Below are 26,732 nucleotides of genomic sequence, written 5' to 3'. Positions count from 1 at the left end.
AGCGGGCGGACTACGACGGCTGCCAGCCAGCGTCGATCGAATCCTGAAGCCGCTTAGTGAACACGGCATGCGCCTGCCGGTACTCGGTCTCTCGATCCGCCTTAAAAAACGGCGCCACGTACCCTTCCGGCACCGGGCTCCGCGCCGGATCATCGAGATACGCCAACAACTGCAGAAAATGCTCTTTCTTCTGGCCCACTCCGTATGCGTTGTGGTCTGCCGCGATTTTGCGCCCTCGACTATCGAACCACATCATTGATTCGTAGTCGGCCATGATTGGGTAACGGGACTGATAGATTGACAAAAACTCCGACAACCCCAGTCCCAACCAAGTCGCAACGATGGCATCTATCTCGACTAGCGCGGCCCGTCGCTCCCACTCCGAGCGCAACGGTACCTCCGGCCGCCAAGGCCCGCGATTTGTAAGCAATGGCGTAGTTCCGGGCCAGGCAATTGCCCATTCTTCAGCAGCACCCCATGATGCGTCGAAAAGCTGTTTCCAAAGATCAGAATAGGCGGACGTAAGGCAGTTAAGTTTCAGCGTTCGCAGCAACAGTGCGGGGGCAAGAGGGTGATCACTCGCTGGCGCAGGCATTGCATGTGCCTCTCGAACCTGAAGATCTCCCCGGCCCGCGATGCGGAGCAAGTAGTCGAGAGGAAGCGAAGACCAAAACCCCGCAGCCAGTGCAGTAACTCTGCTGTCGCTGAAGGCCATAGAGTGGACGGTGTGAACGTGGGTCGGACCTGGTGGAATTAGAGCGGCGAACAGGCTTCGCTCATTCCCGCTTGGGATACGCCGCCTCCAGGCCACCCGGTAATGCTCCAGGTAACTCTTTCCCTCGTACGTTTCCTCGGTTGAAACATGACGACCAGTAACTTGATAATTAGTGCGCGGGAGGATGGAATCCGGCAGGACAGGAAGATTGAATGCAGTCCAGTCGCCCTTGCTCCGACAGGCCTCATTCGGCTGCTTAAAGAAGGGGTTGCCTACATGGAGATGAGGTCCCTGTATAACGACTGCGGCCAACGAGGACGGTGTGGTCGTCTGCCATCGTATGACCCCTTCCACCTTCGCCATCTTCTCGTGAAGGCCAGCGCTGATGTGTGGTCGCAGACTCCCAAGCCTCACATCGACTGCGGCAAGCGATTCAATCGCGCGCTGCTCGAACCTGGTAATTGGATACAGAAGTGGGGAAGTATCAGCGGCCGAGTCGTTGCCAAAGATTAACTTTGACCAAACACTAAGAACCGGGAGCGTGACCTCAATTAATCGATCTGAATGAGCCCGAAGGTCCCACTTCCCATCATGCTTGATGCCTGGCAGGGCACCGACACCGTCATGAGCCAGAGAGTCGGCAAGCGTCTTCGGGTCGAATAGCCAACTTGCATGAAGAAACGCAACATTTCTCGGATGCGAGTAGATATGAATTCCGAAACTAACGGGATGACCGATCTCGGGGAATATTGATCGTTCGTTCACGAAGTGCGCATGTAGGCGCAGATGACGATATGCGGCGGCACGAAGATTAGTCTCTTTCGCTCCAACGAAATGCGAATCGGGATGGACTAAGCCAACAGAGCCGCCTTGAGCCAGGCAATCCCAAACTTTTACCATGAATCCACGGTAGAGATCCGGCTGCGTTCCTTCCAACAGTCGGTAGGTAGCAGGGTTGGCGATGAACCTGCTTAGGCCTGAATTGCTCGTCAACTCGTTTAACGCATATCGGAGCGTGCCATCTGAATTCAGAGTGTGGACCTTGCGTTGCCGCCAAACGCCCTCCGTCGCTCTTTCCGCCAGAGCGAACCAAGGATCAACCTCAGCCAAGACGGCATCTTCCCGCCACGTTGGCCGAACCCATGGCGGGTTACCTACCTGAAGGTCAAATCCGCCCTTGCCGAGCGATTGAGCGAAAGTTAGTTCCCAATGGAAGAAGCCCTGCTGTTCGGCGATCTGGTCGACGGCGAGAAGCCAGGGGAAACGATCGGACAGCGTCCACGGTGAGTCGACGCCGATCACGCTGTCGAGCTTGCCCTCGAAATCGCTCATCTCGCTAAGGCTGGTCAGCTTCCGGCCGTAGAACCTCTCGGTGTTCTCGTCAAGATCGCGCCGGCCGATGAGCGCTTCTGCGAACGTCAACCAGTCGTCCAGGTTAGACAGCGGCACCTGCTGGCGGAGCTGTTCCGCCACCGTCATCCGCCGGGTGCCGGTCGCCTTCGTCGGCATCTTCATCTGCTGCGGCTGCACGTTGCCGTAGAGATCCCGAGTCTCGTAGACCACCGGTTCCTCGTACGCCGGTTCGTCCTTGATGTGCGAGACCTGGACGGGCGTGGCCGGGTAGGCCGGGTCGGAGCCGTCGAGTAGCCCGACCTTGTCCAGCGGCCAGAACCACAGCGCGCACCAGACGTCCATCAGTGTCTTAAGCCGCCAATACGGCGTCCCTGGCGCGGTCAGGTCGGCGAGGATCTCGTCCCGGGGCACAGCCTCGGTGACCGGCGGCAGGTCGTCGGCACCCCAGACCGCGATGTCGCGGCGAATCTCCTGTTCGGAGATGGCCAGCCGCTGCTGCACCAGCCCCCACAGGAACTCCACCCGCCGCGCGAGCGCCTGCAACCGCTGGACCTGCGAGTTCTTCCCCTTGGCCGACGGCGTGCGCTTCATCGCTGTACGCCAGGCTTTCAAACGGGCGGTCTCAGCCGGCGCCAACTCGCGGGCCTCCTTCTCCCCCGCGACGGCACCCCAGCCGTCGGCCGGGAGCAGGAAGTGGTGGATGCTGCCCTCGTCGATCGGCCCGTCCCGGAAGGGTTGTTCCTTTGGCGCGGTGGTGAGCCACGACTTGTCGGCGAGCTGCTTCGGTGTGTAGGTCTTGCGCCCGGCGCCGATGAGCGAGTTGCCGCGTTGTAGGTGCAGGCCGAACCAGGGGGCTTGGAGGCCAGCGTGCATGACGTTGAGCCAGAGCGACACCTCGGCCAGCTCGACGGCGGTGCGGTTGAGGTCGACGCCGTAGCTGTTGTGCAGAGCGATGTACGCCTTCACCCGCTGGAGTTCGAGGTGGTAGTCCTCCGGGTCGAGGGTGACGTCCAGTTCCTTCTGCCGGCGGCGCAGGTATTCGGCGGCTACCTGGTTGATCGCCTCGTTGAGGAACGCGCCGGAGCCGAGCGCCGGCTCGCAGATCGTCCAGTCCAGCAGTTCGCGGGCGGGGGTGATGGTGTCGTCCTGGTCGAGCCGGTACTTCAGGGCGAGCTGGACGGTGACCTCGGTCAGCGACTGTGGGGTGTAGTAGGAGGCGCTGGTCTGCCGGTCGCGGCCGGCGAGCCGGTAGACGAACTGGCCCGCCTCGTGGCAGACCCGGCTGCGGACGCCGGTGTACGGGTTCTCCTTGTAGACGAAGACGTTGTCGTCGTACTCGTCGGTCTTGGAGGCCGGGATCATCCACGAGCCGTCCTTCGGGTCGCCGTTCTTGGCGACCTCGTAGAGCTGCTCGGTGGCGACGAAACCGGTGTACGACATCAGGCCCTCGTAGACCGCGCCGAGCTGGTTGATGCCAAGCTGGGCGTACGAGATGAAGCCGCCGCGGCGCTTCTTGCCGCCCTTGGTGAGCATCAGCCGGCGCAGCACCTCGTAGAGGACCTTGTTGCGCAGCCGGGTGTCGATCCTCGGGCCCTCCGGGTCGTCCGGGTCGCTGCCCGGCACGGCGATGAGTCGGCCGATGAGCTCGGTCTTCTCCGGCAGGAACAGGTCCGACTTCATCGGCTCGAAGCGCAGCCCCTCCCCCTCGCTGGCCTTCTCCTCGACGTCTGCGCCGCGGCGCGGCCGGTGCCCCTCGTTGACCATGTGGAACAGCAGGTCGAGTGACTCGTACAGGTGGGTGCCCTCCTCGGCGGAGGGGGCGAGGCGGCGGGAGACGAGGTCACCGAGGCGGGCGAGGCTGTAGCCCTCGACGTACTGGGGGTCGTTGACCGGCAGTACGCCCAGCTCGGGGCGGGCCTCGGCGTAGAGCAGGAACAGGATGCGGTAGAGGTAGCGCAGCGACTCCCGGCCCAGCTCCTTCGCCAGCTCGTCGAGGGCCATCACCTGCTGCGGCTGGTAGCCGGCCCGCCGGATCTGGTCGAGGACCTCGTTGGCGATGAGTTCGACGGAGACCTTCAGGCCCTCGCGGAGTTCGCTGGAGACGCCCACAGCGTGCTGGCGGGAGCCGGCGACCAGGTCGGCGAGGGGTTCCGTGCCACCCTCGGCGGGTGGGCGCAGCGAGTCGGCGCCGAAGAGTGCGGCGACGACGTCTAGTTCCTTGTCGTCGTTGCGGGCGTACGCGGTGTCGAGGCTGACGGCCAGGTAGCGGCCCTCACCCCAGACCGTGCGGTCGGCGAGGGTTACCACGCCACCGCTGAGGATCAGCACGTAGCGGGGCTTCGGGCTGTCGGCGGCGAAGAGCAGCGAGGCGAGCTTGGCGCCCGTCTCGATGGTCTCGGTGCTCGACAGGGTGAGCGGGTCGAGCAGGCGGCCGGCGTCGTCCGGGTCCTGGGCGGCCTCGGTGTCGACCGCCCAGCCGCAGTCCAACGCCACGATGCCGTGCGCGGTGCCCAGCTCGGCGTGCGCGACGTGGACCTCGTACTCCTGGGCGTTGCGCTCGACGGTGATGGTCTGCGGCTGCGGGTCGAAGCCGAGCGCCCGCAGCACGTCCTGGTGCTGCTTGCGCAGCCGCTCCGGGTCGAAGAGTTCGGCGTCGGTCAGCTCGGTCTTGGCGTCGAAGAAAGGCCGGCGCATGCGGCGCAACTGGGTGCGCGGGGTCTGCTCGCCACTCTTCTCCGCCGCGGTCCATCGCTTGATTAAATCGCTGCCCTTGAGGGTGGTCGGCAGGATCTCGGCCAGGTAGTGCGCGGAGAGGTACTCGCCACGATTGGTCAGCGACTCGAAGCTCATGCGGCGTTCTCCTGCGACGGTACGAGGACGGCGAGCACCCGCAGCAGCGGGTCGCCGGTGGTTTCCAAGCGATCGAGCAGGTCGTGCTGCTCCTGGACGGTGGTGTCGACGCGCTGGCGTCGCTTCTCCCGATGCGCGCCGGGCAGCTCATCGAAGAGGCTCGCCTGTTGGAAGGCGCTCAGCTGCTCGCGATATTTGCGCAACGGCTCGGCGTTCGCCTCGGCCCACTCGTCGCGCTTGCCCTCCAGGTACCGCCGGGCCACCTGGACGGCCTCCGGCAGCAGCTCCTTCAGTGGACCGATGGCGATGGCCTCGGCGCGGTTGACCATCGTGGGGCCGACATTGGCCTCCCGCAGCACCTCGTCCATGGCCCGGATGGTTGGCGCGGCGGGGAGATCGGAGACGGCCATCCACTGCACGACGGTGGGTTGGCCGAGGCGGTTGGCGTAGACGCCCTGGATCAGGAACGTGGGTGCGGCCACGTCGGCGGTGAGCACCGGGGCCTGCTGGCGGCCCAGCCGGATCAACACCTTGTCGACCAACCAGTCGACCATCGGGTGCACGTCGCTGAGGAAGGCGATGTCCGGCCACATCGGGGTCTTGCTCTGCCGGGCCTGGTCGAGTTTGCGCTGGGCGAGCGGACGGTCGAAGGTGACCTTGAGCCGCAGGTCCTCGCCCTCCCGATGCGCCCGCAGGTAGGAGCGGGGCAGGTCGGTGAGCCGGTGCACCAGGTCGTGAGGCGCGAGGAACGTCAGCAACTCGTCCTCGCGGCGCAGGTCGATGTGATCCTCGGGGCGGTCCTCGTAGATCTCGTAGAGGGCCGTGTCGACGAAGTCCTGCGTCGAGTCGAAGAGCTTCGGCACCCGGGCCTGCAACACGTCCGACGTCACCGGTGCGGTGCCGACCTCGCCGAAGAGGTCGGCCATCACGTCGACCTCGGCGTGGGCCGCCTCGTAGGACTCGTCCACCGACTTGCCGGCGAGCAGGTCGCGGACCAGCCGGTCCTCCTCGGCCTTGGCGTCGAACTGACCGGTCAGGGCCTCGACGCTGCCGAGGCTGCGGTGCGCGGTCTCCTCACGGTTGAGCAGCTTCTCGGCGACCGTCCGGTCGTCCTTCGCGTCGTCGCGGTCGGAGGTGAGGATCAACGCGCGGAACTGCGGTTGATGCTTCTGCCCGTACCGGTCGATGCGGCCGTTGCGCTGCTCGATCCGGATCAGGCTCCACGGGATGTCGTAGTGGATCAGATGGTGGCACTGCTGGTGCAGGTTGACGCCCTCGGAGGCGACGTCACCTGTGAAGAGCAGCCGGACGTCGCTGCCGGCCAGCTCGAACTCCTGCAGGATCGTCTGTTCGTCCTTGTCGGCCACGCCCCCGTGCAGCACCCGAATCGCGTTCGGCTTGAGGCCGAGCAGCCCGGGGACCACCTCGGCGAGCCACTTGATGGTGGGCACCCGCTCGGAGAAGACCACCGCCCGGGTCTCGCTGCCCTTAGCGACGCCGATCTTCCGCAGCTCGTCGACCAGCCCCTTGAGCTTGCTGGAATCCTGGTCGGTCATCGCCGAGGTCAGCTCCGCGAGCCGGTCCAGCGCCGCCCGCTCGGTGCCGGTGGCCTTCTTACGCCGGTTGGTCACCGTCTCGTGCAACGCACGGTGCGAGGAGAGAAACGACTTCAACAAGGTGTACGGGAAGAGTCGGTGCTGCCCGGTGATCGCCTCGTCGGTCCACTTGCCGGCCAACCAGACATCGGTCAACTCGTCGAAGATCTGCTCCTCGATCGGGGTCGCCGCGCAGTGCAGCGCCTCAGACGGGCCGCGGTCGGCCCAGCGGTCGCCGATCTGGTCGCGTACCTCCGGGCTGATCTTCGTGCGGCGCAGGTAGAGGTGCGCGATGTCGCTGGCCTGATAGTCCTTCTCGTTGGCGATCGCCGCGGGGTCGAGCAGCGAGATCAGCTGGGCAAAGGACTGCTTGTCACCGTTGTGCGGGGTGGCGCTGGCCAACAGCAGCGCGTCGGTCTTCGCGGCCAGCCGGCGGGCCAGCTCATTGCGCTGAGTGCCCTTGTTGATGAGGTTGTGCGACTCGTCGATGACGACCGCGTCCCAGGTCGTGGCATCAAGGTGGTGGCCGAACTGGCCGGCGTCCTTGAGGGTGTCGACCGAGATGATGGCCCGCTTGAAGTAGGTGAACGGGTTACGCCCGGCCGGGATCTCCTGCTGGATGCGCTGGATGCCGGTCGAGTCCAGCCGGACCAGCGGGATCGCGAACCGGGTCCAGAGTTCCCGCTGGAACTGCTCAAGCACCTGCTGCGGCGAGACCACCAGAATGCGCTCACCGCGACCCCGGCGGATCAGCTCGGCGAGGATCAACCCGATCTCCAGGGTCTTGCCCAGGCCGACCACGTCGGCGAGCAGGATCCGCGGCCGCAGGCCGGAGAGCGCCAGCTCCACCGGTCGTTGCTGGTAGGTCAGCGGGTCGAGCAAGAACCGGTCGGCGAGGGCCAACCCGCGCTCGGTACGCGGCAGCGGCGTACGCCGCAGCACGGCTTCCAGGAAGAGGCGGCTCTGCCGGAACCGCGACGAGGTGTCCTGGATGAGGTCCGTCTCCTCGGGCACCAGCGGCGTGATGTCCTCAAGTTTGGTGAAGAAGGTCGCCTCGACGTCCTGCACGAACTCGGAGACGCCGACCGCCTTCACCATCGTGCCGTCTGCGGTGCCGGTCTTGACGCTGCGGATCAACCACTCCTCGTCGCGGACAACGATGCGGGAGCCCGGAGCGAAGGTCGCGGCCTGGGTGGTGGTCATCGGTGGTGCCTTCCTACAGGGTCGAGCGGCGGGCGTACTGGCGGCGCACCTTGTCGACCAGCCACGTCACGTCGGTAGACGCCTTGGCGGGTGGCTGGCGATCGGGCTTGGCCGGTTCCGGAGGGGTCGCATCCTCGATGACCGGCGTGTCCTCCGGGTCCTCTCGCGGATCATCCAGGTCCGGGGGGACCAGCAACTCCGTGCCACCGTCATAGGTGAGGTCGGCGACTTCCTGGCGCAGGGCATGGACGCTCTTGCCGCTGGTAGCGGTGGCGACCGCGAGCAGCCGGGCGCGTACGTCGGTGAGGCCGGGCCGGGCGGTGGGGTCGTAGGCGAGCATCGCGCCGAGCAACTGCACCAGCTCGGCCGGCACCCCGGAGAGGTCGGGAAGATCGCTCGGCTCGCTGATGCGCAGCAGCAGATTCCACGAGTTGGTCGGCGGGTAGAGCCCACGCCCGGTCAGCGCGAAGACCAGCGTCGCCGCAAGCGCATAGACGTCCACCGCCGGGGTGAGGTCCCGCTCTCCCTTGACCTGCTCGGGCGACATGTAGGCGGGAGTGCCGACCAGCGCGCCGGGCTCGGTCAGGTAGTCGTTCCGGTCGATCAGCACCGCCAGCCCGAAGTCGATCAGCTTGGGACCGTCGGGGCCGAGGATGATGTTCTGCGGCTTGAGGTCCCGGTGCAGCAGCTTGACCTCGTGCACCTTGGCGAGGCCTTCGGCGAGCATCGCGCCGGCCATCGCGGCCAACGGCAGGGAGAGCGCCCCTCGGGCGTCGACGTGCTGGCGCAGCGTGGCCCCCGGGACGTACTCCACGGCGAGCCATGCGGGGTCCCCGTACGCATCGGCGCCCTCCAGGCGGGCTACCCGAGAGCCGAAGACCAGCTTCAGGCTCTCGACCTCGGTAGCGAACCGCTCACGCACCGTCGGCGCCTCAATCAGATGCTGCTTGATCACCTTGATGGCGACTCGCTCGGCGGTCGGCGACACCGCGAAGAACACGTCGCCCATCCCACCTGAGCCCAATGGCCGGACCAGCTCATAACCGCCGATTTTGCCCAGCGTCATTCGTCCCCCTCACGAAGACACCCACCGAAGCTGCCCGTCCGCCTGTCAGCTCAACGCCTCGGCGGACGCATGACCGTACAACGTTGAACTTTCATGAGGAAGCGTCCGAACGGCGGTTCTTGTTGGGCGCTGCATTCATGCTTGGTGTGGCACTGAGGTCTAGCGTCGCTGTCCGATTTCCGACTGACGTGCGGCCTGTCAACCGTTCCAGAACATCAGATCGCGCGCCTGCCGCGAACAGGCCGCCAGCTCCGGCACGTCACGCCTAGGGACGACGTAATCCCGCTCACGGATGAGCGCGAGAAAATCCTGTGGCAATGCGATGCGGTGACGTCTTACGTAATAGGCGAGGTCTTTCCTCCAAAGCCAGTCACCGTCAGTCATGACGGTCGAGCCGTTCATTACTTGCCGGGTCGAGTCGAAGGCGTCGTTGGCGACGTCCATCACGTCGATGAGGACATGTCCCGAGGTCAGATAGGCGACCACCCGAGTGCGGTCGGGCAGTTCCTCGTCGGCGATGCTGTCGAAGATGCTCTCCTGCGGCTCGGCAGAGCGGACCGGTCCGAATTCGCGGAACATCCCCGCCGTCTTCACCTGACCGCCGCCCATCAACGCCCGCCGTTCGGATAGAAGGTCTTCCACTCTCCGTTGCCCCGGATCATCGGGGTCTGCCCCACGGGACCATACCGGTCGACACCGACGGCATCGGTCGGAGCCGTCACCTGCACCCCGAGAGCGTCGGCGACCCGTTGCGCCGCTGGTGGCACTCCGGCCTCGGGGTTGACTGCGCCGGTGTGACAGGACACCAGGCGCACCGGGCCACCGTCGTAGTGCGGGTTGGCGCGGATGGCATCGGCGATCTGCTGTGGGTCGGTGAGATTTGCGGGATGATCGGCACCGTCCGCACCCACGAGGCCCGGCCGGAACAGACCTGTGGGTTCACCGTGTACGACCACATCGTGATGGCCAGGGATGGGCGCGACGGCATCGAAATTGCGCATCGTGGCGCTGTCATAGCCGATGGCCGTGCTGTTCGGCCGGTGATAGACCGGGTCCCCCGCTGGGAGATTCGCATCGGGCGGTGGCGGCACCTGAGGATGCGCGGAGGGATCCTCCCAATCCGACCGACGCCCCATCGAGTCGAGATCAGGCTCTCCCCACGGCGCTGTGCGTCCATCGGGTGCGCCGCCGTGCACCGGGTTGACCGGGTCTGTGCGGGCAGCCCGCCGGAGCAGGCCGTTGAGATCGGCGATGAGGTCGCCCATGCGGCTGAGCAGCGGGGTCAGCCGACGCAGACTGCTGATCAGCGCGCTGATCAGCTTGCCGATCCGCGCCGCCCATTTGGCCACCAGGCTGCTCACCTGGGAGATCACCAACGGCGTCGCGATGCCCAGCGTCCCGCCGGCCTCGGCCAGCCAGAGCGGCAATCTGACCGCCAGCACCGAGACGAAGTCCGCGATGAGGTCCCTCACCAGCTCGCGGACCAACGCAACCAACAGGCCGGCGCCCTCCACAAGGGCAGCGATGCCGCCGGCAGCCCGAGCGATGCCCTCCATCGCCCGCACCTGACCCGACATGTGCGCCCGGTATGCCCGTGCCGAGGCGCCCTCCCATTCGCCGAGCTGCGTGGAGACTGCCGCTTGCAGGTCCGCCAGCGCGTCGGTGCTCTGCTTGGCGACGTTGCGCCATGTGTGCGCGTAGGCGTCGATCTGGTCCGGGTCGCCGGCCAGCCAGTCCAGCGGGTCGGACAGCGGCTTGACGTGTTCGAGCAACCAGCCGACGCCCCAACTGATCAGCGACCCGAGCGGATCGAGCACGGTGGCCAGAGCGTCCATCGACGTGGCGACACCACCGATCGTCGAGTCGATCCAGCTGCCCGACTCAATTCCCGACACCGTCTCGGCGACGTCCTCCACCAATCCGAGCCCGGTGTACCACCGGGTCGAGTCCTGGCGTTCGACCACCAACGGGTTGGCCGCCATGTCGGTCACAGCGGCAGTTCCAGCCGGCCGGCCCTGTCGGCAAATCGTCGTGCGCTCGCATCGTCGGTGGCTTCGGTCGAGGCAGCAGCCAATCGCAGGCCGGCCGCCGCCTCGCGCAGTGCTTCAGCGGACTCTCCCAGCGCGGTCGCTGTCCTGTCCGCCACGGGGTCGATCAGACGAGGCAGGAACCCGCAGATCTGGCCGTAGGCGTTCGCGCCCATCTGCACGTACGCCGCCGCCCCACGAGCGGTTGCCATCCTGTCGGCGGCGTCGTCGACCGCGGCGGCGTGGCGACTGACCGCCGAAACCGACATCTGCATCTCCGCGTCACCGGCCACCACTGAAGCCCCGCTCCCAGCGACCGGGCTGCTCGTCACCGGGCTTGGGGAAACGCCTAGCAGAGGCGTCGGTGACCGCCCGTCCGATTCTCGAATCGATGAGCACGGTGTCGTGACCTCCCCCATCGCGCTCGCGGCGTTCCGCTCAGCCCTCCACTGTGCCGCACGATCGCGATGGACGGTGTCCCAGACATCAGGCGCCTGGCCGCAGGACCCCCCGTGCCAACCCGTCTGCGGTGAGTTGCGCCAGCTCCGCCCCGAGCGACGCGGCCTGGCGGATTGCCGACTCGAAGGCGTCCAAGCGCCGAAACGCCTCCCCGTGCGCCCGCTGGTCGTCAAGCGACAGTCGCCGCACCTGCGCCCGTCGGATGTCGAACCGCATCGTCCCCGAGAGGCTCGACGCCTGCTTCTCGTTCGCCGACGTCCGCAGCTGACCGGCCAGGAACCACGGATCCAACGCCGCCGGGTTAGGCCGCAGCAGGTAGAGGTTGCGCCCCAACAGCGCCCCCTCGGTCGTGACCACCCGTGCGGTGAGTTGCCGCGCGATCATCGGCACCACGACGTCCCCTACCGCGAGGGAAATCTCCTGGCCGAACCGGTCGTCGACCCGCCCGGAGGCCTCTACCCCGGCGAGTACGTCCGGCACGGTGAGCACCGGCGGACCGTCCGGTGCGGGTGTGGACGTGCCGGAGCGGACCGGCCCGATCAGTTGCAGGGCCCCGGTCTTGGCCAACTCCCCCACCGTCAGGAACGCGCCGTCCGGCCCCCCGGGCGCGGGCGTGACCTGCGGCAGCAGCGCCGGCAGCTCGCCGAAGATGGCGGCCAGGCGTTCTCTGGTGCGTACCAGATGCTCGCCGGAAGCCTCGCCCACGACGGCGGGTTGCCTGCGGGCGGGGGTGAGGTCGACGTCCTCATCGAGCAGCTCGATGACCGGGACGGCGCGGGCGAACCCGGCCTCCTCGACGTCGCCGTCCGGGGCGGCGGCGAACGCCCGCCACGCGGCCAGCACGCGCGGCGCGGTGTCGCCCAGGTCGCCGCCGGCGGCGTCGATCAGCAGCGCCCGCGCCGGTGGCGGCGCGTCGGTCGCGGCGCGTCGCAGCACCCACAGGTGCAGGGGTACGCCGTGTGGGGCGGCTACGCCGGGCGGGAGGGCGATGACGGCCCGCAGGTGGCCTCGGCGGAGCAGTTCGCCGCGGATCCTTTTGCCGGCACGGCGGCTGGCGACGGTGGGTGGCATCAGCAGGACTGCGTGCCCGCCGACCCGCAGGTGGGCCAGGGCGTGTTGCACCCAGGCCAGCTCGGGTTCGGTGCGGGGTGTGGTGACGACGATCCAGCGAGGGTCGTGGCCGAGTTCGTCGTCGCCCCAGTTGGTGGCGCCGAACGGGGGGTGGCAGACGACGGCGTCGACGGCGCGGCCGGCGAACGCGTCGGCGCGCAGGGTGTCGCCGGGGCTGACCTCCCCGGGTACGTCGTGCAGGGCCAGCCACAGGCCGGCGAGTTCGGCGAGGTCCTCGTCGAGTTCCTGCCCGTACACGGAGGTGCTGCCGGCGCGGACGGCGGCCCGGAGGATCGCGCCGGAGCCGGCGGCTGGGTCGAGTGTGGAGCCGCCGCCGACGTTGGCGAGCCCGATCATCAGGTCGGCGAGGTCGTCGGGGGTGGCGAAGGGGCGGCCGGGCCCGGGGGCGGAGAAGCGCTGCCACAGCTCGTCGAACGCGCCCTGCGGGCCCAATTGGTCGGCCAGGGCGTCGACGTCGGGCAGTAACGGCGCGAGATGCCCGTCGGGGTGGCCGGTTCGGGAGCCGCGTTGTCGGGCCAGCAGCACCGCGCCGACGGCGGCGAGCCCACCGGCCGGGGTGTCGCTGGCGGCGGCGAGGTGTCGCCAGAGCCGGTCGGCGGTGGCCAGCTCGGGAAGTTTGCCCTGGGCGCGTAGCCACTGCTCGACCTGGAGCAGGTCGAACTCGGGGCTCGCCGTCGTCCCGCCCACCGGCGCGGGGAAGTCGGGATGCCGCTTACGCCAGTTGCTGACGGCAGCGCGACCGACACCGGCGAGCCGGGCGATCTCCGCTGCCGTGATGGTCGGGTTCTCCTGCACTCCAAGAGTTTCGCACATCCGTCAAGCACGAGATTGTCCGTTGACACCGTTCTAGGACGATGCTCTTATTGACACCGCAACGCTCACATCAGGAGGACAGCGATGCGCAAGACGACGACTCTCGCCCTGATCGCCACCGGCCTCATCGCCCTGGGCTGCGGCTCCGGCACCGCCGACAAGGCGAGCGACTCCAGCAGCGACAGCAAGGCGAGCGGCACCACCAGCGACGAAGGCGGCGCCAAGGCCGAGGAGAAGCCGGCCAAGACCGCGAAGATCGGTCAGCCGGCCCGGGACGGGAAGTTCGAGTTCACCGTCAAGTCGTCCAAGTGCGGCGTGGCCAAGATCGGCAGCGACATGCTCGGCGCGAAGGCGCAGGGCCAGTTCTGCCTGGTCACGGTCAACGTGAAGAACATCGGCAAGGAAGCGCAGATGTTCGACGGCAGCAGCCAGAAGGCGTACGCGGCCGACGGGACCGAGTACTCCGCCGACACCGAAGCGGCCATCTACGCCAACAAGAACGCCGAGACGTTCCTCAACGACGTCAACCCCGGCAACCAGGTGACCGGCGTCGTCGTCTTCGACATCCCGAAGAACGTCAAGCTCACGAAGCTCGAGCTGCACGACTCACCGTTCTCCGGCGGCGTCGACGTCACCCTCGGCTGACCTCCCCCACCCCCCGGGGCGGGTCTGGACGATCCGCCCCGGCTGTTCACACCATCCCTGTTCACAGAGGGAACCCGGTGATGACCAACCTGATCACACCAGATCTACGCGAGAGCCCCGAGTGTCTGGAGTCGACCGCTGGCACCTCGGCCAACCCTGCGAGTGACGCCTCCAGTGCGAGCACAGCGATCATCACCCCTTCGGACTGACTCGTTGCTCTTTATGGCGGTCCAGCACTCGGCCGTCCCGCTGTCCTTCCGCTCTTTGGAGACGACCATGGCCCTCCTACACCCTTACGGCATCCCCCGCTGCTCGGCGAGGACCGTCCACCTGCGTCGAGCCGTCCGCGCCACCGGCGCCCTGCTCACCACTGCCCTGCTGGCGACGACGCTCACTGGCTGCGGCGACGAGAAGAGCTCCACCGCCACGTCAGCGACCACCTCACCGAGCGCGTCCACCTCACCGAGCGCGTCCGCCTCCCCCAGCGCGTCGCCGACGCCGCCGCCCGACCGGGACGGCGACGGTGTCCCCGACTCGAGCGACACCTATCCCGACGACCCGAAGAACACGCCGCAGCAGCCCCCGGTCAGTCTCGAGTGCGACACGGGTAACGACTGGGATGCGCTGCTCACAGTGCGGCCCGGCAAGGACGGCCGGCCGGACTTCAGTGAGGTGTGGGCGGCGAAGCCGACGGCCTGCGACGCCCAGGCGGAGATCTACCCCGTGACCGACACCGAGAAGGCGGCGCTGAAAACGTCCAAGTACGAGGACGGCAACATCACGACCCTGTACGAGATGTGCGCCGCCGTCGACCCTGAGGACACGTACCTGGAGGCGGACTACGCCGCCAGCAGCGAACAGATCCCGGAGATCAACGGGGCCCTCCTACTCTGTCCCACCTACCCGTACGTGAAGAAATGGCGCGAGGCGGTGAAGCGCGGGCAGGCCGACGTGGACCTGGCAGCCCAGGGTCGGATCTTCAGCGAGGGCACGTTTCGCGTCGGTAAGGAGATCAAGCCCGGCACGTACGTCACCACGGACGTCGAAGGCTGCTACTGGGAGAGGCAGAACAGCTCCGGCGACACGATCGACAACTACTTCACCAACAGCGCCCGCCGAGTGCAGGTGACCATCCGCGCCTCTGACTACGCCTTCAGCTCCGAGAACTGCGGCGAGTGGCGCCCCGCGCGCTGAGCTGAGGCACCCACATCCACCGCCTACCCCGGGCGGGCCGACGAGTCGTCGGTCCGCGGACCCCACACACCTGGAGACGATCATGACCGAGCCTCCGCAGCCCACCACGCCCCTGATCGAGCTGATCTTCGAGCGGCTGGCCGCCGCTGACGTACCGACCGAGACCGCCGAGCTGGTCCTCGCCGCCCTCACCAGCGACGACGACCTGACCGCCGCGCTCGCCGGCGCCCCCACCCGGCTCGACCCCCACTCCCCCATCGGCGACGACTCGGCGGAGCACATCTGGTTGAAGTCGGTGACCGTCGCCGGTTTTCGCGGCGTCGGCCCGGAGCGGACCCTCCAGGTCGACCCCGGTCCGGGCCTCACGCTGGTCGTCGGCCGTAACGGATCCGGCAAGTCCAGCTTCGCCGAGGCCGTCGAGCTCGCCCTGACCGGTGACAGCGCGCGCTGGGCCGACAAGACGAGCGTCTGGCGTACGGGGTGGCGCAACCTGCACAACCCGGACCCGTGCTGGGTCGACGTGGAGCTGCGGGTCGACGGGGTGGCGACGCCGACCCGGGTGCACCGCGCCTGGCCGGTCGACGCGGGGCTCACCGATGCCGAGGTGACGGTCACGAGCGCGCACGGGCGGCACGGGGGCCTCGACGAGCTGGGGCTGGCCCGCCCGCTGGAGCTGTACCGACCGTTCCTCACCGCGGCCGAACTGGGCAAGCTCGCCTCCGGCACGCAGAGCCAGCTCTTCGACGCGCTCTTCGCGATCCTCGGGCTCGACGCGCTCACCGACGCTGATCAGCGTCTGCTACGCGCCGCCCGGCCGCACGACACCACCATCAAGGAGGTACGCGCACAGCGCACCGCCCTGGCCAACGCGCTCGCCGACATCACCGACGAGCGGGCCCAGCGGATCGCCGTACTGCTGCGCGGCCGGGGAGCGGTCGATTTCGGCGCGGTCACGGCGGTCCTCGACGAGCCGGACGAGGCGACCACCGACCGGGAGGTGCTGCTCTGCCGCGAACTCGCCGACCTCGACCCGCCGCCGGTCGACGAGGTGACCCGGCTCGCCGCTCAGCTACGGGAGGCGGCGGACGAGGCGGTGCGGTACGACGGTGGCCGATCCCGGGCCGCGTTGCGCAGCGCCGAACTGCTCCGCCTCGCCCTCGAACAGCACGAGGACGCGGGCGACGGGCCGTGTCCGGTCTGCGCCACCGGCACCCTCGACGACGGGTGGCGTGCCGCCGCCGAATGGTCGCTCACCGAACTGCGGCAGCGCAGTGTCGCCGCCCAGACGGCGGCGACCCGGCTCACGGCTCTGCTGCGGCAGGCGCGCCACCTGATCGACGACCTGGCGGTACCCGAGCAACTCGGGTCGGAGGCCTCGGTCGGCGTGTTGCGCGACGCCATGGCCGCGCTTGCCCGCGTACCCGGGGAGCCTGCCGCGCTGGCCGACCACCTGGCCGCGCGGTACCCGGCCGTAGTGGCGGCGGCGGACGCGGCCCGCGCGTACGCCGAGGAGTTTCTGCGGCAGCGCGACACCGGCTGGCGGGCCGCCGCGGCCGACGTGCGCGAGTGGGTGGCCGCCGCCGGCGGGCTTGCGGCGCGGGAGGCGACCCTGGCCCGGTTGAAGGCCGCGCGCGCGTGGCTGAAGGGGGCGGCTATGGAGATCCGCAACGAGCGGATCGCGCCGTTCGCCGGGCATTCGCAGCGGATCTGGGCTCAGCTACGACAGGAGAGCAACGTCGAGTTGGGTGCGATGACGCTGGAGGGGATCAACAACCGGCGGCGGGTGGTCTTCCCGGTCAGCGTGGACGGCGCCGACAACGGCACCGCGCTGGGGGTGATGAGTCAGGGTGAGATGCAGGGGCTCGGGTTGGCCACGTTCCTGCCGCGCAGCTGTGCCCCGGAGAGCCCGTTCCGGTTCATCGTGGTCGACGACCCGGTGCAGAGCATGGATCCGTCGAAGGTGGATGGCCTGGCCCGGGTGCTCGCGGAGTTGGCCGAGCAGCGGCAGGTGGTCGTGTTCACGCACGACAGCCGTCTGCCGGACGCGGTGAGCCGGCTCGACCTGGGCCGGGCACGGATCATCGAGGTGACCCGGGCGGAGAGGTCGGTGGTGACGCTGCGCGCCGGCTCCGATCCAGTGACCCGCTATCTGAACGACGCCCACGCCCTGTCGCGCAACGACGAGATCCCCGCCGAGGTGCGCGGCCCGGTCGTGGCCGAGCTGTGCCGCTCCGCGGTGGAGGCGGCCTGCGACCGGAGGGTGTGGCGGTCCCGGGTCGCGCGCGGGGTCCCGCACGCCGACATCGAGTCGGCCATCGAGAGCGCCTCGCGTCGACTGGCGACCGTCGTCGCCCTCGCCGCGTTCGACGACGCCGACAAGGGCGGTGACGTGCTCGGCTGGCTCCACCGCCGACACGGGCGTCGGGTCGTCGACGCGTACCAGGCGTGTCGGGAAGGGGTACACGGCGGGTACCAGGCGGACCTGCCCGGCCTGGTCGCGGACGTCCGTCTCCTCGCCGGGGCGCTGTCGTGACCGCGCCAACGCCGCAGCGCTGCCTGGCGGCGGCCGACGAACTGCTACGTGGATCCGGTCTGCTCGGAGCTGCGGCCCTGAGCGCCGGTTGGTGGCCACGGGCCTGCGCCTGCCTGATCCGGCTCGCCCTCGAAGGCGGCGTCGACGCGTACTGGGGGCGGGTGAAGCCGACCGTGGCGGCCTGCCGCCAGGGCCGCGCGAAGCAGTTGATGCTGCGCGGCCGGCTCGGTCCAGGCCCGGAGGTCGCCCGCCGGGTGGCGTTCGCGTGGACGACCCTCTCCGCCGCCACGCACCACCACTGCTACGAGCTGGCCCCCACGGCGACGGAGTTGCGTCGGCTACACGGCGAGGTGAGCACTCTCCTCGCCCGACTTGAACCGACCGCGTGAACTGTTCAGCCACTCGCGTATGGACACAACGCGCAACGGGGTGCCGCTCCGGTTGAGCCGGCGTGACCACGTTGACACCTACTGTGATGCTCCGATGTCGATCATGAGGGACGTGGGATGGCAGAACTTGAGGAATTCGAGAGCGACCTAGCCATACCCGTTGACTACGTGCCCGGTGCCCGTGGTCACGCTGTTCTCGCCGTGGGACCCGACGGCGACGGCACCGAGGCCCTGGCCGTGTGGCGACTCAGCCCGACCGGACGTGCCGGCGGCGCTTGGGTGGTACGCCTCGATGAAGTCGAGCAGGACGACCAGTTCGTTCGCATCATGTGGATGTTGCAGGGGCGATGCCTGGTGGGGTGGGACCGGGAGACTCCGGCCACGATCCTGGACAGGATCGCTCACTTACTACCCAAGGAACTGGTCAGCACGTTGCAGGGGAGCGTGCTGACCATCCCTAAGCTTCTCGCGGAGATCGCTGAGCATCGGTCCGCCTACAGCGAAGCGGTCGACCGTCAGCGTGCGGTGTCGAAGTCGAAGCTTGCTCCGCTCGCCTGGCCCACCGAGGTACCCGATCATGAGGATCTAGCGATCCGGCTCGCGGTGCAGCCCCGTGCCGCCTCGCCGGTAGCGGGGGTAGCGCTGGCCCTGACGTCGGCGGTCGCCATGACCGCTCAGCTATGGCAGGACACCGAACAGGCGCGGTATCGCCGAAAGTACCTACGCACTCTGGGCGAGCCCCAGCCATTGCCTCCGCGTTGGCTGGCTTCCTTGCGTGCTGCCGCCGGCAATTCCGCTCAGGTCACGATCTAAGGAGTCGACGTGTACGCAGTTATCGACCTCGAGACGACCGGCCTGCGTACCAGTTGGCACGACCGGGTGGTCGAGGTCGCCGTCATCCACCTCGACGGCGCCGGGCAGGTGACGCACGAATGGTGCAGCCTGGTCAACCCCGACCGGGATCTCGGTCCACAACTCATCCATGGCATTTCGGCCGCCGAGGCGCGGCGCGCACCAGAGTTCAAGCGAATGGCAGGTCACGTAGCCAACCTTCTGCGCGGGCGGGTGCTGGTCGCTCACAATCTGCACTTCGACGCCGCATTCCTCCTCGCGGAGTACCGCCGGCTGGGGATTGAATTGCCGATCAGCCTGGCGGAGGGGTTGTGCACCATGCGGCTGGCCGGGCACTTCCTTCCGTCAGCCGGCCGTAGCCTGCACGACTGCTGTCGCGCCGCGGGATTGCCGCCCCACCAGGCTCACTCCGCTCTGCACGACGCGAGGGCTGCCGCGAAGCTTCTGACCCGCTATCTGCTGGACGCGGGAACACCACCGCCGTGGACGTCAGTCATTGACGCCGCTGCGGCTGCGCCCTGGCCACCCTTGGCTACCGAAGCAGTGGCGCCGGTGCCACGTCGTGGACTGGGGCACCGCGAGGAGCACTTCCTGGCCCGTCTGGTGGACCGGCTCCCTCGGCTGCGCGAACCGCAGGGTGACGCGTATTTGGACCGGCTCGACAAGGCACTGCTTGACCGGCACATCTCCGCCAGCGAGGCGGACGCGCTCGTCGCCACGGCCGACGAAGTCGGCCTCGCCCGAGTCGACGTCGACCACCTGCACCGCGCCTATCTGGCGAGTCTGGCCGCTGCAGCGTTAGAGGACGGCGTCCTTACGTCGGCCGAACGCAACGATCTGGACCAGGTTGGCTCGTTGCTCGGGCTACAGGTGACGGACGTCGACCATGCCCTCAAGGTCGCTCGTGACGTCGGCGCGGTCCGGCCTCAGACCAAGGGCTGGCGGCTGCAACCCGGTGACGTGGTGGTCTTCACCGGGGCGATGGACCCACCTCGGTGGTCCTGGGAACAGGACGCTCGGGCAGCGGGGCTAAACGTCGGTGACAACGTCACCAAGAAGACTCGACTTCTGGTGGCTGCCGACCCCGATTCGATGTCCGGCAAGGCCAGGAAGGCCCGCGATTACGGCGTTCCGGTAGTTCACCCCATCGCTTTTCAGCGCATGCTCGCCGACCTCGGCCGGTAGGACGCGTCCAAGGAACGAACTCACCAACCAGTACGGCGTCTAGCTAAGGAGTTGAAGGCATGGCAGACGATGTCCCGGATGGACCGGTCCCGGAGGCGGCCGGACGCGGGCAGCGGGTCCTCGACGTGCTGGACAAGGCGATCGCACTGCAGAGCCCATTGGTGCAGAAGAACATCGCCCGGGCCCGTCAGCGGAACCCAGAGGCGACACCGGCCGAGGTGGTCCGCAACCTGGAGCGCATGTACATCAGCGCGTTGACCGGGACGGGCGCTGCCGTCGGCGGAACTGCGGCGGCACCGGGCGTCGGCACGGGCGTCGCACTGGCGTTGTCGGCGGGCGAGGCTCTGTCCTCGCTTCAGCTGAGCGCCCTGTTCGCGCTCTCGATCGCCGAAGTCCACGGAGTCCGCATCGACGAGGTCGAACGCCGCCGAACGATCGTCATGGGGATCATGCTGGGCGGATCAGGGTCGGCCACCATCACCAAGGTAGCCGAGCGCACCGGGCAACACTGGGGACGTCAGGTTGTCGCCAAGGTGCCCGTCGAGACGTTGCGACAAATTAACAAGGTCCTGGGAAAGCACTTCATCACGAAGTTCGGGACCAAGCAGGGGATCATTGTGCTCGGCCGAGTGGCACCGTTCGGCATCGGCGCGGTGATTGGCGGTGGCGCCAACGCTGCTCTCGCCGCTCTGGCCGTGCGGGCAAGTCGTCGCGCGTTCGGCCCACCTCCGCCCTCATGGCCGTGATCGACACCGCTGACGTGGATCGACATGTTGCTTGAGGTAGTGGCATCGATTACCTGTCCCGCTGCCAACTTATGAAGGGACGTCTTGGCGAGCAGGTCGGCCGAACAGGTCCGGTGCCCTATGGTGATAAACCGGACGCCTGGTGGGTGAGCGTCCGGTCGCAGCTCGCGCGCCGTTTCAGCCGAAGGGTGGACCGATGACTGAGCACGCCCGCGACGTCGACGACTGCTGAGATGGACTGGGCCGGATGGGCGTTGTTCGGGTTGGTCGCCACCGCGGCGCTCACCGCGGCGATGATCACCGCTCAACTGGCCGGCCTCACCCGGCTCGATCTTCCTCTGGTGCTCGGGACCTTCGTCACCGCCGATCCCGACCGGGCTCGGGTCGTCGGGTTCTTCCTGCACCTGTGCGCCGGTCAGGGGTTCGCCCTCGGGTACGCGGGCACGTTCGCGCTGTTGTACCGCGCCACCTGGTGGATCGGAGCGCTGCTCGGGATCGTGCACGTCAGCATCGCCCTGACGGTGCTGCTGCCGCTGCTTCCTGGTGTCCACCCCCGCATGGCGTCGCAGCGGGCGGGACCGGCCAGCACGGCGGTGTTGGAGCCACCCGGGCTGTTCGCCCTCAACTACGGCGTCCAGACTCCCCTGGTCACGGCCGTCGTCCACGTCGTCTACGGGGTCGCTCTCGGGGTACTCCTGCAGGCCCGGTGACCCGGCGCTCGTCGCGGGAGCGATCGCCGTGACCGGTGAGCGACCGATCAGCGACTACGGGCTGCTCGGCGACACGCGTACCGCCGCCCTGGTCGCCAGTGACGGCGCGATGGACTGGCTCTGCGTGCCGCGCTTCGACGGTGAGCCCCTGTTCGGCAGGCTGATCGGAGGCCCGGACGCCGGAACGTTCCGGGTCGGCCCGGCGCGGTCGGCCACGGTCCTCGAACGGCGGTACCGGCCGCACACCGCCACCCTGGAGACCACCTGGGCGGTGGGCGGCGGCCGGCTCTGCCTCACCGAGGCGATGGTGGCCGAGGTCAGCGGTCGCCTGCTGCCCACGACGCTGGTCGTGCGCCGGCTGTCGGCCGAGCGGGCGGCGGTCGACGCGGTGGTGGAGTTCGCTCCCCGCCTGGGCGTCCGGCACCGCCGGCCCCGCGTCCAGCACCGGCGTCAGACCCTGGTGTGTGAGTGGGGTGCGCTGGCGGTCGCGCTGGACAGCACGCCCTCGTTCCGGATCGAACCGGGCCGACCCACTCCCCTCACGGTCCGGCCCGGTCTTCCGGTCACCCTCGTGCTGGCCGTGGCCCACCGTGAGCCGATCGTCCACGTCGAGCCGACGGCCGCCTGGGACCTGCTCGTCGCCGACGAGGCCCGCTGGCGCGCCTGGACCGCGGAGATCGACGAGCGGGTGCCCTTCCGGGAGCACGTCGTACGAAGTCTGCTCACGATGCGGCTGCTCACCTACTCGCCCTCGGGCGCGCCGGTGGCCGCGCCCACCACGTCCCTGCCCGAGGATCCGGGTGGGGTACGCAACTGGGACTACCGCTACGTCTGGCCCCGGGACGCCAGCATCGGTGTCAGCGCCTTCCTCAGCGTCGGCAAGGCCGACGAGGCACAGGGCTTCCTCGCCTGGCTGTTGCACGCCAGCCGGCTGCAACGACCACGCCTGCCGGCGCTGCTCACCCTGCACGGCCGGCGCGTACCGGCGGAACGGGAACTCCCCTCATGGCCCGGCTACCGCGACAGCAGGCCGGTACGCGTGGGCAATGCCGCCGCCGGCCAGCACCAGCTCGACGGCTACGGCTGGGTGATCGACGCCGCCTGGGCGTTCGCTCAGGCCGGACACCGCCTGCATGCCGAGACGTGGCGGGCGGTGCGCGGTTTCGCCGACGTGGTCTCCCGATGTTGGCCGGAGCCCGATGCCGGTATCTGGGAGGTACGCGAGCCCGCCCAACACGTCCATTCCAAGCTCATGGGCTGGCTCGCCCTGGACCGTGCCCTGGCCATCGCCGACACGCATCCCCTGCCGGACGGTCAACGTCGACGCTGGCAGCGATCCCGGGACGCCATCGCCGCCGAGGTCCGGACGCGTGGCTTCGACCCGGCGACGGGCAGCTACGTTCGTACGTACGGCTCCCGGGACCTCGACGCGGCTCTGCTCGTCCTGCCGCTGCTCGGTATCAACCGGACCGGCTCACCGCGGATACGCGGCACCATCGACGCCATCGGGGACCGGCTGTCGGCCGGCGGTCCACTGCTCTACCGCTACCCGCCTGGGCGGGACGGCCTCCCCGGCACCGAGGGCGCGTTCCTGCCCTGCTCGTTCTGGCTCGTGCAGGCCCTGGCCCGCACCAGGCGTCGGCGCGAGGCCGTCGAGCTGTTCGAGGCCATGGTCGACCACGCGAGTCCCCTCGGCCTGTACGCCGAAGAGGTGGACCCGGCGACGGGCGCCCACCTCGGCAACTACCCCCAGACGCTGACCCACGCCGCGCTCGTCCAGGCCGCGCTCGCCATCCGCGACGCCCCCGTTGGTGATCCCGGCCCGGTCTGAGGGGAGTTGCACGGCCAGCGCCCCCGCACCCCGTGATACTGGGCCGGTGGAGAGTGCCCGCCCCCGCCTGCTGCTGGTCGAGGACGACCGTGCGCTGACCGCGCTGCTCACCGACCTACTCACCGACGAGGGGTACGAGGTCGACCTGGCCGCTGACGGGCAGAGCGGCCTGCACCAGGCGTTGGCCCGCGACTACCAGCTCATGGTCATCGACCGGGGGTTGCCGGTGCTGGATGGCCTCGGCCTGGTCACCGCGCTGCGCGGACGCGGTGTGACCGCCCCGGTGCTGATGCTCACCGCCCGCGGCGCCCTCGACGACCGGGTGGAAGGGCTCGACGCCGGCGCGGAGGACTACCTGGTCAAGCCGTTTGAGGTACCGGAGCTGCTGGCCCGGCTGCGCGCGCTGCGCCGCCGCCATCAGGACGTGGCGAGCCGACTGCCACTGGGTCCACGGCGCTGGTTGGACGTGGGTAACCGGCGGGTGTTCGACGACGGTCAGGAGATCCCGTTGTCCGCCCGCGAGTTCGCCGTGCTGCGGGCGCTCGCCGGCCGGCCCCTGAAGGTCTTCACCCGGGCGGAGCTGCTCAGCACCGCGTTCACCCATGCCGACGCCCCCGGCAGCGTCGACGCCTGCGTCCATCACCTGCGCCGCAAGCTCGGTCGGGGCGCGATCCGTACGGTGCACGGGCTCGGCTACCGCGTGGGTACGGGCTGACAGCGTGAACGAGGCCCGGCTGACTCGTGCGCGTCGACGCAGCGTGGCCCAGACCGCGGGGGCGATCGGCGTCGTGCTGCTGCTGGTCGGCGCGTTGATGTTCGTCCTCACCAGCCGTCAGGAGTCCCGGGCGCTGAATTCCGAGCTGGGTCAGGTACTCGCCATGGCCGAGGACGTGGACGACCCACCGCCCGGCCAGGTCCTCGCCCAACGGACAGCCGGGACCGACGCGGTCGAGGTGACCCCGAGCGCGTCGCCGGAACTGGTGCGCGTTCTCGACGACGCGCTGCGGCGGCAACCGGGGCGGTTCGACACCGACGCGGGCGACGACCACCCGGTCCGTGTGCTGGTCGCTCATCGGCCCGACGGCAGCCGCTGGGCGGTCGCCGCCGACCTCGCGCCCCTGCGCGAGCGGCAGGGGCAGCTCGGCGTCGCGCTGCTCGTCGCCGAACTGGCCGGTCTGGCCGGAGCGTTGGTGGCCGCCGCTCTGCTCGCCCGCCGAGCCGTCGCTCCCCTGGCCGCCGCGCTGACCCTGCAACGCCGCTTCGTCGCCGACGCCTCGCACGAGTTGCGCACCCCGCTCACCGTGCTGCACACCCGGGCGCAGATGATCGCCCGTCGCGCCCGGGCCCAACCGGTGGAGCAGCTCACCGACCAGCTCGACCAGCTTGTCGCGGACACCCGGGCGCTCGGTGAGGTCGTCGACGATCTGCTGGTGTCGGCTGCGGCCGAGCAGGAACCGCCCCCGGACACCGTCGTCGACCTGGCCGAGGTGGCCCGTGAGGTGGTGGCGAGCATGTCGGCGTACGCGCGGGAGCGGGACGTCGAGCTGCGCGTCGAGGTCGAGGCGACGGCGCCGGTGCGGGGCGCTCAGGTGGCCCTGCGGCGGGCGCTGACCGCTCTGGTGGACAACGCTCTGGGCCACGTGAGCGCGGGTGGGCACGTGCGGGTGCGGGTGCGTCACCGACCGGGGTGCGTCGCCGCCGAGGTCGTCGATGACGGGGTCGGCCTGGACCCGGCCGAGGCGGATCGACTCTTCGAGCGCTTCGCGCATGGCACCGCCGGGACGGGTCGTCGGTTCGGGTTGGGCCTCGCGCTGGCGCAGCAGGTGGCGCAGGCGCACCGGGGCTCGCTCGAGGTGACCGGCGCCCACGGCCGGGGCGCCACGTTCACGCTGCTGCTACCCCTGGCCTGACCTGTCGGGTGCGAATTCGGCCCCGCAAGGACTTCGCAAGAATTCGGCTATAACGTCCCGCGCAGTGACATCCCGAGCGCCGAGGAGATCCTGTGCCTGACACCGTCAATGGCCTGCCGCTGCACCCCCTGGTGGTGCACGTCGTGGTGGTCCTGCTGCCGCTGGCCGCGATCGGCGTCGCCGCGCTGGCCGTCAAACCGTCGTGGCGCGGCCGGTACGGCACGCTCGTCGTCGTGATCGCCGCGCTGGCCACACTCGCTGTGCCGCTCGCCTCCTCCAGCGGTGAGGACCTTGAGCACCGGGTCGGTGACCCGGGGGTGCACGCCCAGCTCGGAGACACGTTGATCTGGTTCGCGATACCGCTGCTCGTCGCCGCCGTGGCGCTGGTCTGGCTGCACCGCCGCACGTCGCGGCCGGCGGAGAACCGGACCGGCACCGCGGGGAAGGTCACCGTGGTCGTCGCCGCGCTGGCCGTGGTCGTGGCCGCCGCGAACCTGGTGCAGGTCTACCGGGTGGGCGACTCCGGGGCGAAGGCGGTCTGGGGCAACACCCCGGCCGCGTCCGCCGGGCACGGCGACGACGACTGAGATTAGCCGGTGCCTGGGCTGCCCAGCCGACGGTGACGCGCCAGTCGTGCGAGTAGGGTCCCGATCATGACGATTCCGCACCTGAGCGCTGCCGACGGCACGACCCTGCCGGCGATCGGGCTCGGCACGTACCAGTTGAACGGCTCGGCGGGCGTCGACGCGATCGGGCACGCGATCCGGGCGGGCTACCGGCTACTCGACTCGGCGGTCAACTACGAGAACGAGGGCGCGGTCGGTCGGGCCGCGCGGGACGCGGGCGACGTCCGCGACGAACTGATCGTCACCTCGAAGCTGCCGGGGCGGCACCACGATCACGACGCGGCGCTGGCCGCGATCGAGGAGAGCGTGTTCCGCACCGGCCTCGACCGGATCGACCTGTACCTGATCCACTGGCCGAACCCGAAGGCCGACAGGTACGTGCAGGCGTGGCGGGCGCTGATCGAGGCGCGTGAGCGGGGTCTGGTGCGGCACATCGGGCTCTCCAACTTCCTGCCGGAGCACATCGACCGACTGGTGGCCGAGACCGGCGTCGCGCCGGTGGTCAACCAGATCGAGGTGCACCCGTACTTCCCGCAGCAGGAAGCGCTGGACTACCACCGGGAGCAGGGCATCCTGGTGCAGGGGTGGAGCCCGCTGGGCCACGGCAACGACCTGCGACAGCACCCGGTCATCGCCGAGATCGCGGCCGCGCACGGCGTCAGCACCGCGCAGACGATCCTGGCCTGGCACGTGGCCCGCCAGGTGATTCCGCTGCCCAAGGCCGCGTCGCCGCAGCGGCAGATCGAGAACCTGGACGTCTTCGACGTCACGCTCACCGACGCCCAGGTCGAGGCCATCACCGCGCTGGGCCGCCCCGACGGGCGGCTGTCAGATCAGGACCCCGCGGTGTACGAGGAGTTCTGACCGACCCGCCACGCCGAACTGTCATCGCGCCGGGA

At 69.0% G+C, this 26,732-nt stretch carries 20 protein-coding genes; 13 read left to right on the top strand and 7 right to left on the bottom strand.

Translation table 11 applies throughout. The features are described from left to right. Window positions 1-10 precede the first annotated feature (10 nt). The 7 genes from AB0J36_RS14485 to AB0J36_RS14455 all read right to left on the bottom strand — a co-directional run bounded on the left by AB0J36_RS14485 (window position 11) and on the right by AB0J36_RS14455 (window position 13,194). Window positions 11-4,918: a class I SAM-dependent DNA methyltransferase gene (locus AB0J36_RS14485; protein WP_357392675.1), complete on the bottom strand. Its 4,908-nt coding sequence runs from the start codon at window positions 4,916-4,918 to the stop codon at window positions 11-13. Further along, a complete protein-coding gene (locus AB0J36_RS14480) occupies window positions 4,915-7,716 on the bottom strand; it encodes a helicase-related protein (protein ID WP_357392674.1) in 2,802 nt (933 codons plus the stop codon). The genes AB0J36_RS14485 and AB0J36_RS14480 overlap by 4 nt, the downstream gene beginning before the upstream one ends. Before the next feature lie 13 nt (window positions 7,717-7,729). After that, entirely contained in the window at window positions 7,730-8,782 is a 1,053-nt protein-coding gene (locus AB0J36_RS14475) for a serine/threonine-protein kinase (protein ID WP_357392673.1), read from the bottom strand. Window positions 8,783-8,980: 198 nt separating this feature from the next. After that, a complete protein-coding gene (locus tag AB0J36_RS14470) occupies window positions 8,981-9,391 on the bottom strand; it encodes a hypothetical protein (RefSeq protein WP_363660713.1) in 411 nt (136 codons plus the stop codon). After that, complete coding sequence (locus tag AB0J36_RS14465; protein WP_357392709.1) at window positions 9,391-10,764, bottom strand: WXG100 family type VII secretion target; 1,374 nt, start codon at window positions 10,762-10,764, stop codon at window positions 9,391-9,393. Before AB0J36_RS14465 ends, AB0J36_RS14470 begins: the two co-directional genes overlap by 1 nt. Window positions 10,765-10,769: 5 nt before the next feature. Next, a complete protein-coding gene (locus tag AB0J36_RS14460; RefSeq protein ID WP_357133090.1) occupies window positions 10,770-11,102 on the bottom strand; it encodes a hypothetical protein in 333 nt (110 codons plus the stop codon). 193 nt (window positions 11,103-11,295) lie between these two features. Next, complete coding sequence (locus AB0J36_RS14455; RefSeq protein WP_357392671.1) at window positions 11,296-13,194, bottom strand: N-6 DNA methylase; 1,899 nt, start codon at window positions 13,192-13,194, stop codon at window positions 11,296-11,298. Window positions 13,195-13,296: 102 nt separating this feature from the next. Between AB0J36_RS14455 and AB0J36_RS14450 the strand changes: the two genes are divergently transcribed. From AB0J36_RS14450 to AB0J36_RS14390, 13 genes are all read left to right on the top strand, one after another. Further along, entirely contained in the window at window positions 13,297-13,857 is a 561-nt protein-coding gene (locus tag AB0J36_RS14450; protein ID WP_357392670.1) for a DUF4352 domain-containing protein, read from the top strand. Window positions 13,858-14,133: 276 nt separating this feature from the next. Continuing rightward, window positions 14,134-15,051: a hypothetical protein gene (locus AB0J36_RS14445; protein WP_357133084.1), complete on the top strand. Its 918-nt coding sequence runs from the start codon at window positions 14,134-14,136 to the stop codon at window positions 15,049-15,051. A gap of 82 nt (window positions 15,052-15,133) precedes the next feature. After that, the gene (locus AB0J36_RS14440) at window positions 15,134-17,584 is read left to right on the top strand and encodes an AAA family ATPase (protein WP_357392669.1); all 2,451 of its coding nucleotides are present in this window, start codon (window positions 15,134-15,136) and stop codon (window positions 17,582-17,584) included. Then, window positions 17,581-17,973: a hypothetical protein gene (locus tag AB0J36_RS14435; protein WP_357133080.1), complete on the top strand. Its 393-nt coding sequence runs from the start codon at window positions 17,581-17,583 to the stop codon at window positions 17,971-17,973. The genes AB0J36_RS14440 and AB0J36_RS14435 overlap by 4 nt, the downstream gene beginning before the upstream one ends. A 117-nt stretch (window positions 17,974-18,090) precedes the next feature. Then, window positions 18,091-18,786, top strand: coding sequence for a DUF6218 family protein (locus AB0J36_RS14430; protein ID WP_357392667.1), 696 nt, complete (start codon window positions 18,091-18,093; stop codon window positions 18,784-18,786). A 9-nt stretch (window positions 18,787-18,795) separates the two neighbouring features. Then, window positions 18,796-20,010 (top strand): exonuclease domain-containing protein, encoded by a 1,215-nt coding sequence (locus tag AB0J36_RS14425; protein WP_357392666.1) that lies wholly within the window; start codon window positions 18,796-18,798, stop codon window positions 20,008-20,010. Window positions 20,011-20,069: 59 nt separating this feature from the next. After that, window positions 20,070-20,756, top strand: a complete 687-nt coding sequence (locus AB0J36_RS14420) for a hypothetical protein (protein WP_357133074.1) — start codon at window positions 20,070-20,072, stop codon at window positions 20,754-20,756. A gap of 233 nt (window positions 20,757-20,989) precedes the next feature. Then, complete coding sequence (locus AB0J36_RS14415) at window positions 20,990-21,466, top strand: hypothetical protein (RefSeq protein ID WP_357133072.1); 477 nt, start codon at window positions 20,990-20,992, stop codon at window positions 21,464-21,466. A gap of 28 nt (window positions 21,467-21,494) precedes the next feature. Beyond that, window positions 21,495-23,297 carry a glycoside hydrolase family 15 protein gene (locus AB0J36_RS14410; RefSeq protein WP_363660712.1) on the top strand — a complete coding sequence of 601 codons (1,803 nt, stop codon included), beginning with the start codon at window positions 21,495-21,497 and terminating at the stop codon, window positions 23,295-23,297. 46 nt (window positions 23,298-23,343) lie between these two features. Continuing rightward, window positions 23,344-24,012, top strand: coding sequence for a response regulator transcription factor (locus tag AB0J36_RS14405; RefSeq protein ID WP_363660711.1), 669 nt, complete (start codon window positions 23,344-23,346; stop codon window positions 24,010-24,012). Between the two features lie 43 nt (window positions 24,013-24,055). Next, complete coding sequence (locus tag AB0J36_RS14400) at window positions 24,056-25,207, top strand: HAMP domain-containing sensor histidine kinase (RefSeq protein ID WP_363660710.1); 1,152 nt, start codon at window positions 24,056-24,058, stop codon at window positions 25,205-25,207. Between the two features lie 92 nt (window positions 25,208-25,299). Then, window positions 25,300-25,794, top strand: a complete 495-nt coding sequence (locus AB0J36_RS14395; RefSeq protein WP_357133064.1) for a DUF2231 domain-containing protein — start codon at window positions 25,300-25,302, stop codon at window positions 25,792-25,794. A 66-nt stretch (window positions 25,795-25,860) separates the two neighbouring features. Next, the gene (locus tag AB0J36_RS14390; RefSeq protein WP_363660709.1) at window positions 25,861-26,697 is read left to right on the top strand and encodes an aldo/keto reductase; all 837 of its coding nucleotides are present in this window, start codon (window positions 25,861-25,863) and stop codon (window positions 26,695-26,697) included. Window positions 26,698-26,732: the final 35 nt, after the last annotated feature.

The sequence above is a fragment of the Micromonospora sp. NPDC049662 genome (genome assembly GCF_040675055.1).
GTDB lineage: Bacteria > Actinomycetota > Actinomycetes > Mycobacteriales > Micromonosporaceae > Micromonospora.
Note: the sequence above shows the minus strand (reverse complement) of the source record. Positions and strands in the feature narration are given on the sequence as shown.

What these genes read in the sequence shown, in the direction of transcription:
- AB0J36_RS14450 (WP_357392670.1), top strand. Translation starts at nt 13,297, where the DNA reads ATGCGCAAGACGACGACTCTCGCCCTGATCGCCACCGGCCTCATCGCC.
- AB0J36_RS14470 (WP_363660713.1), bottom strand. Translation starts at nt 9,391, where the DNA reads ATGGGCGGCGGTCAGGTGAAGACGGCGGGGATGTTCCGCGAATTCGGA.
- AB0J36_RS14440 (WP_357392669.1), top strand. Translation starts at nt 15,134, where the DNA reads ATGACCGAGCCTCCGCAGCCCACCACGCCCCTGATCGAGCTGATCTTC.
- AB0J36_RS14465 (WP_357392709.1), bottom strand. Translation starts at nt 10,764, where the DNA reads ATGGCGGCCAACCCGTTGGTGGTCGAACGCCAGGACTCGACCCGGTGG.
- AB0J36_RS14445 (WP_357133084.1), top strand. Translation starts at nt 14,134, where the DNA reads ATGGCCCTCCTACACCCTTACGGCATCCCCCGCTGCTCGGCGAGGACC.
- AB0J36_RS14485 (WP_357392675.1), bottom strand. Translation starts at nt 4,918, where the DNA reads ATGAGCTTCGAGTCGCTGACCAATCGTGGCGAGTACCTCTCCGCGCAC.
- AB0J36_RS14420 (WP_357133074.1), top strand. Translation starts at nt 20,070, where the DNA reads ATGGCAGACGATGTCCCGGATGGACCGGTCCCGGAGGCGGCCGGACGC.
- AB0J36_RS14430 (WP_357392667.1), top strand. Translation starts at nt 18,091, where the DNA reads ATGGCAGAACTTGAGGAATTCGAGAGCGACCTAGCCATACCCGTTGAC.
- AB0J36_RS14480 (WP_357392674.1), bottom strand. Translation starts at nt 7,716, where the DNA reads ATGACCACCACCCAGGCCGCGACCTTCGCTCCGGGCTCCCGCATCGTT.
- AB0J36_RS14475 (WP_357392673.1), bottom strand. Translation starts at nt 8,782, where the DNA reads ATGACGCTGGGCAAAATCGGCGGTTATGAGCTGGTCCGGCCATTGGGC.
- AB0J36_RS14415 (WP_357133072.1), top strand. Translation starts at nt 20,990, where the DNA reads ATGGACTGGGCCGGATGGGCGTTGTTCGGGTTGGTCGCCACCGCGGCG.
- AB0J36_RS14390 (WP_363660709.1), top strand. Translation starts at nt 25,861, where the DNA reads ATGACGATTCCGCACCTGAGCGCTGCCGACGGCACGACCCTGCCGGCG.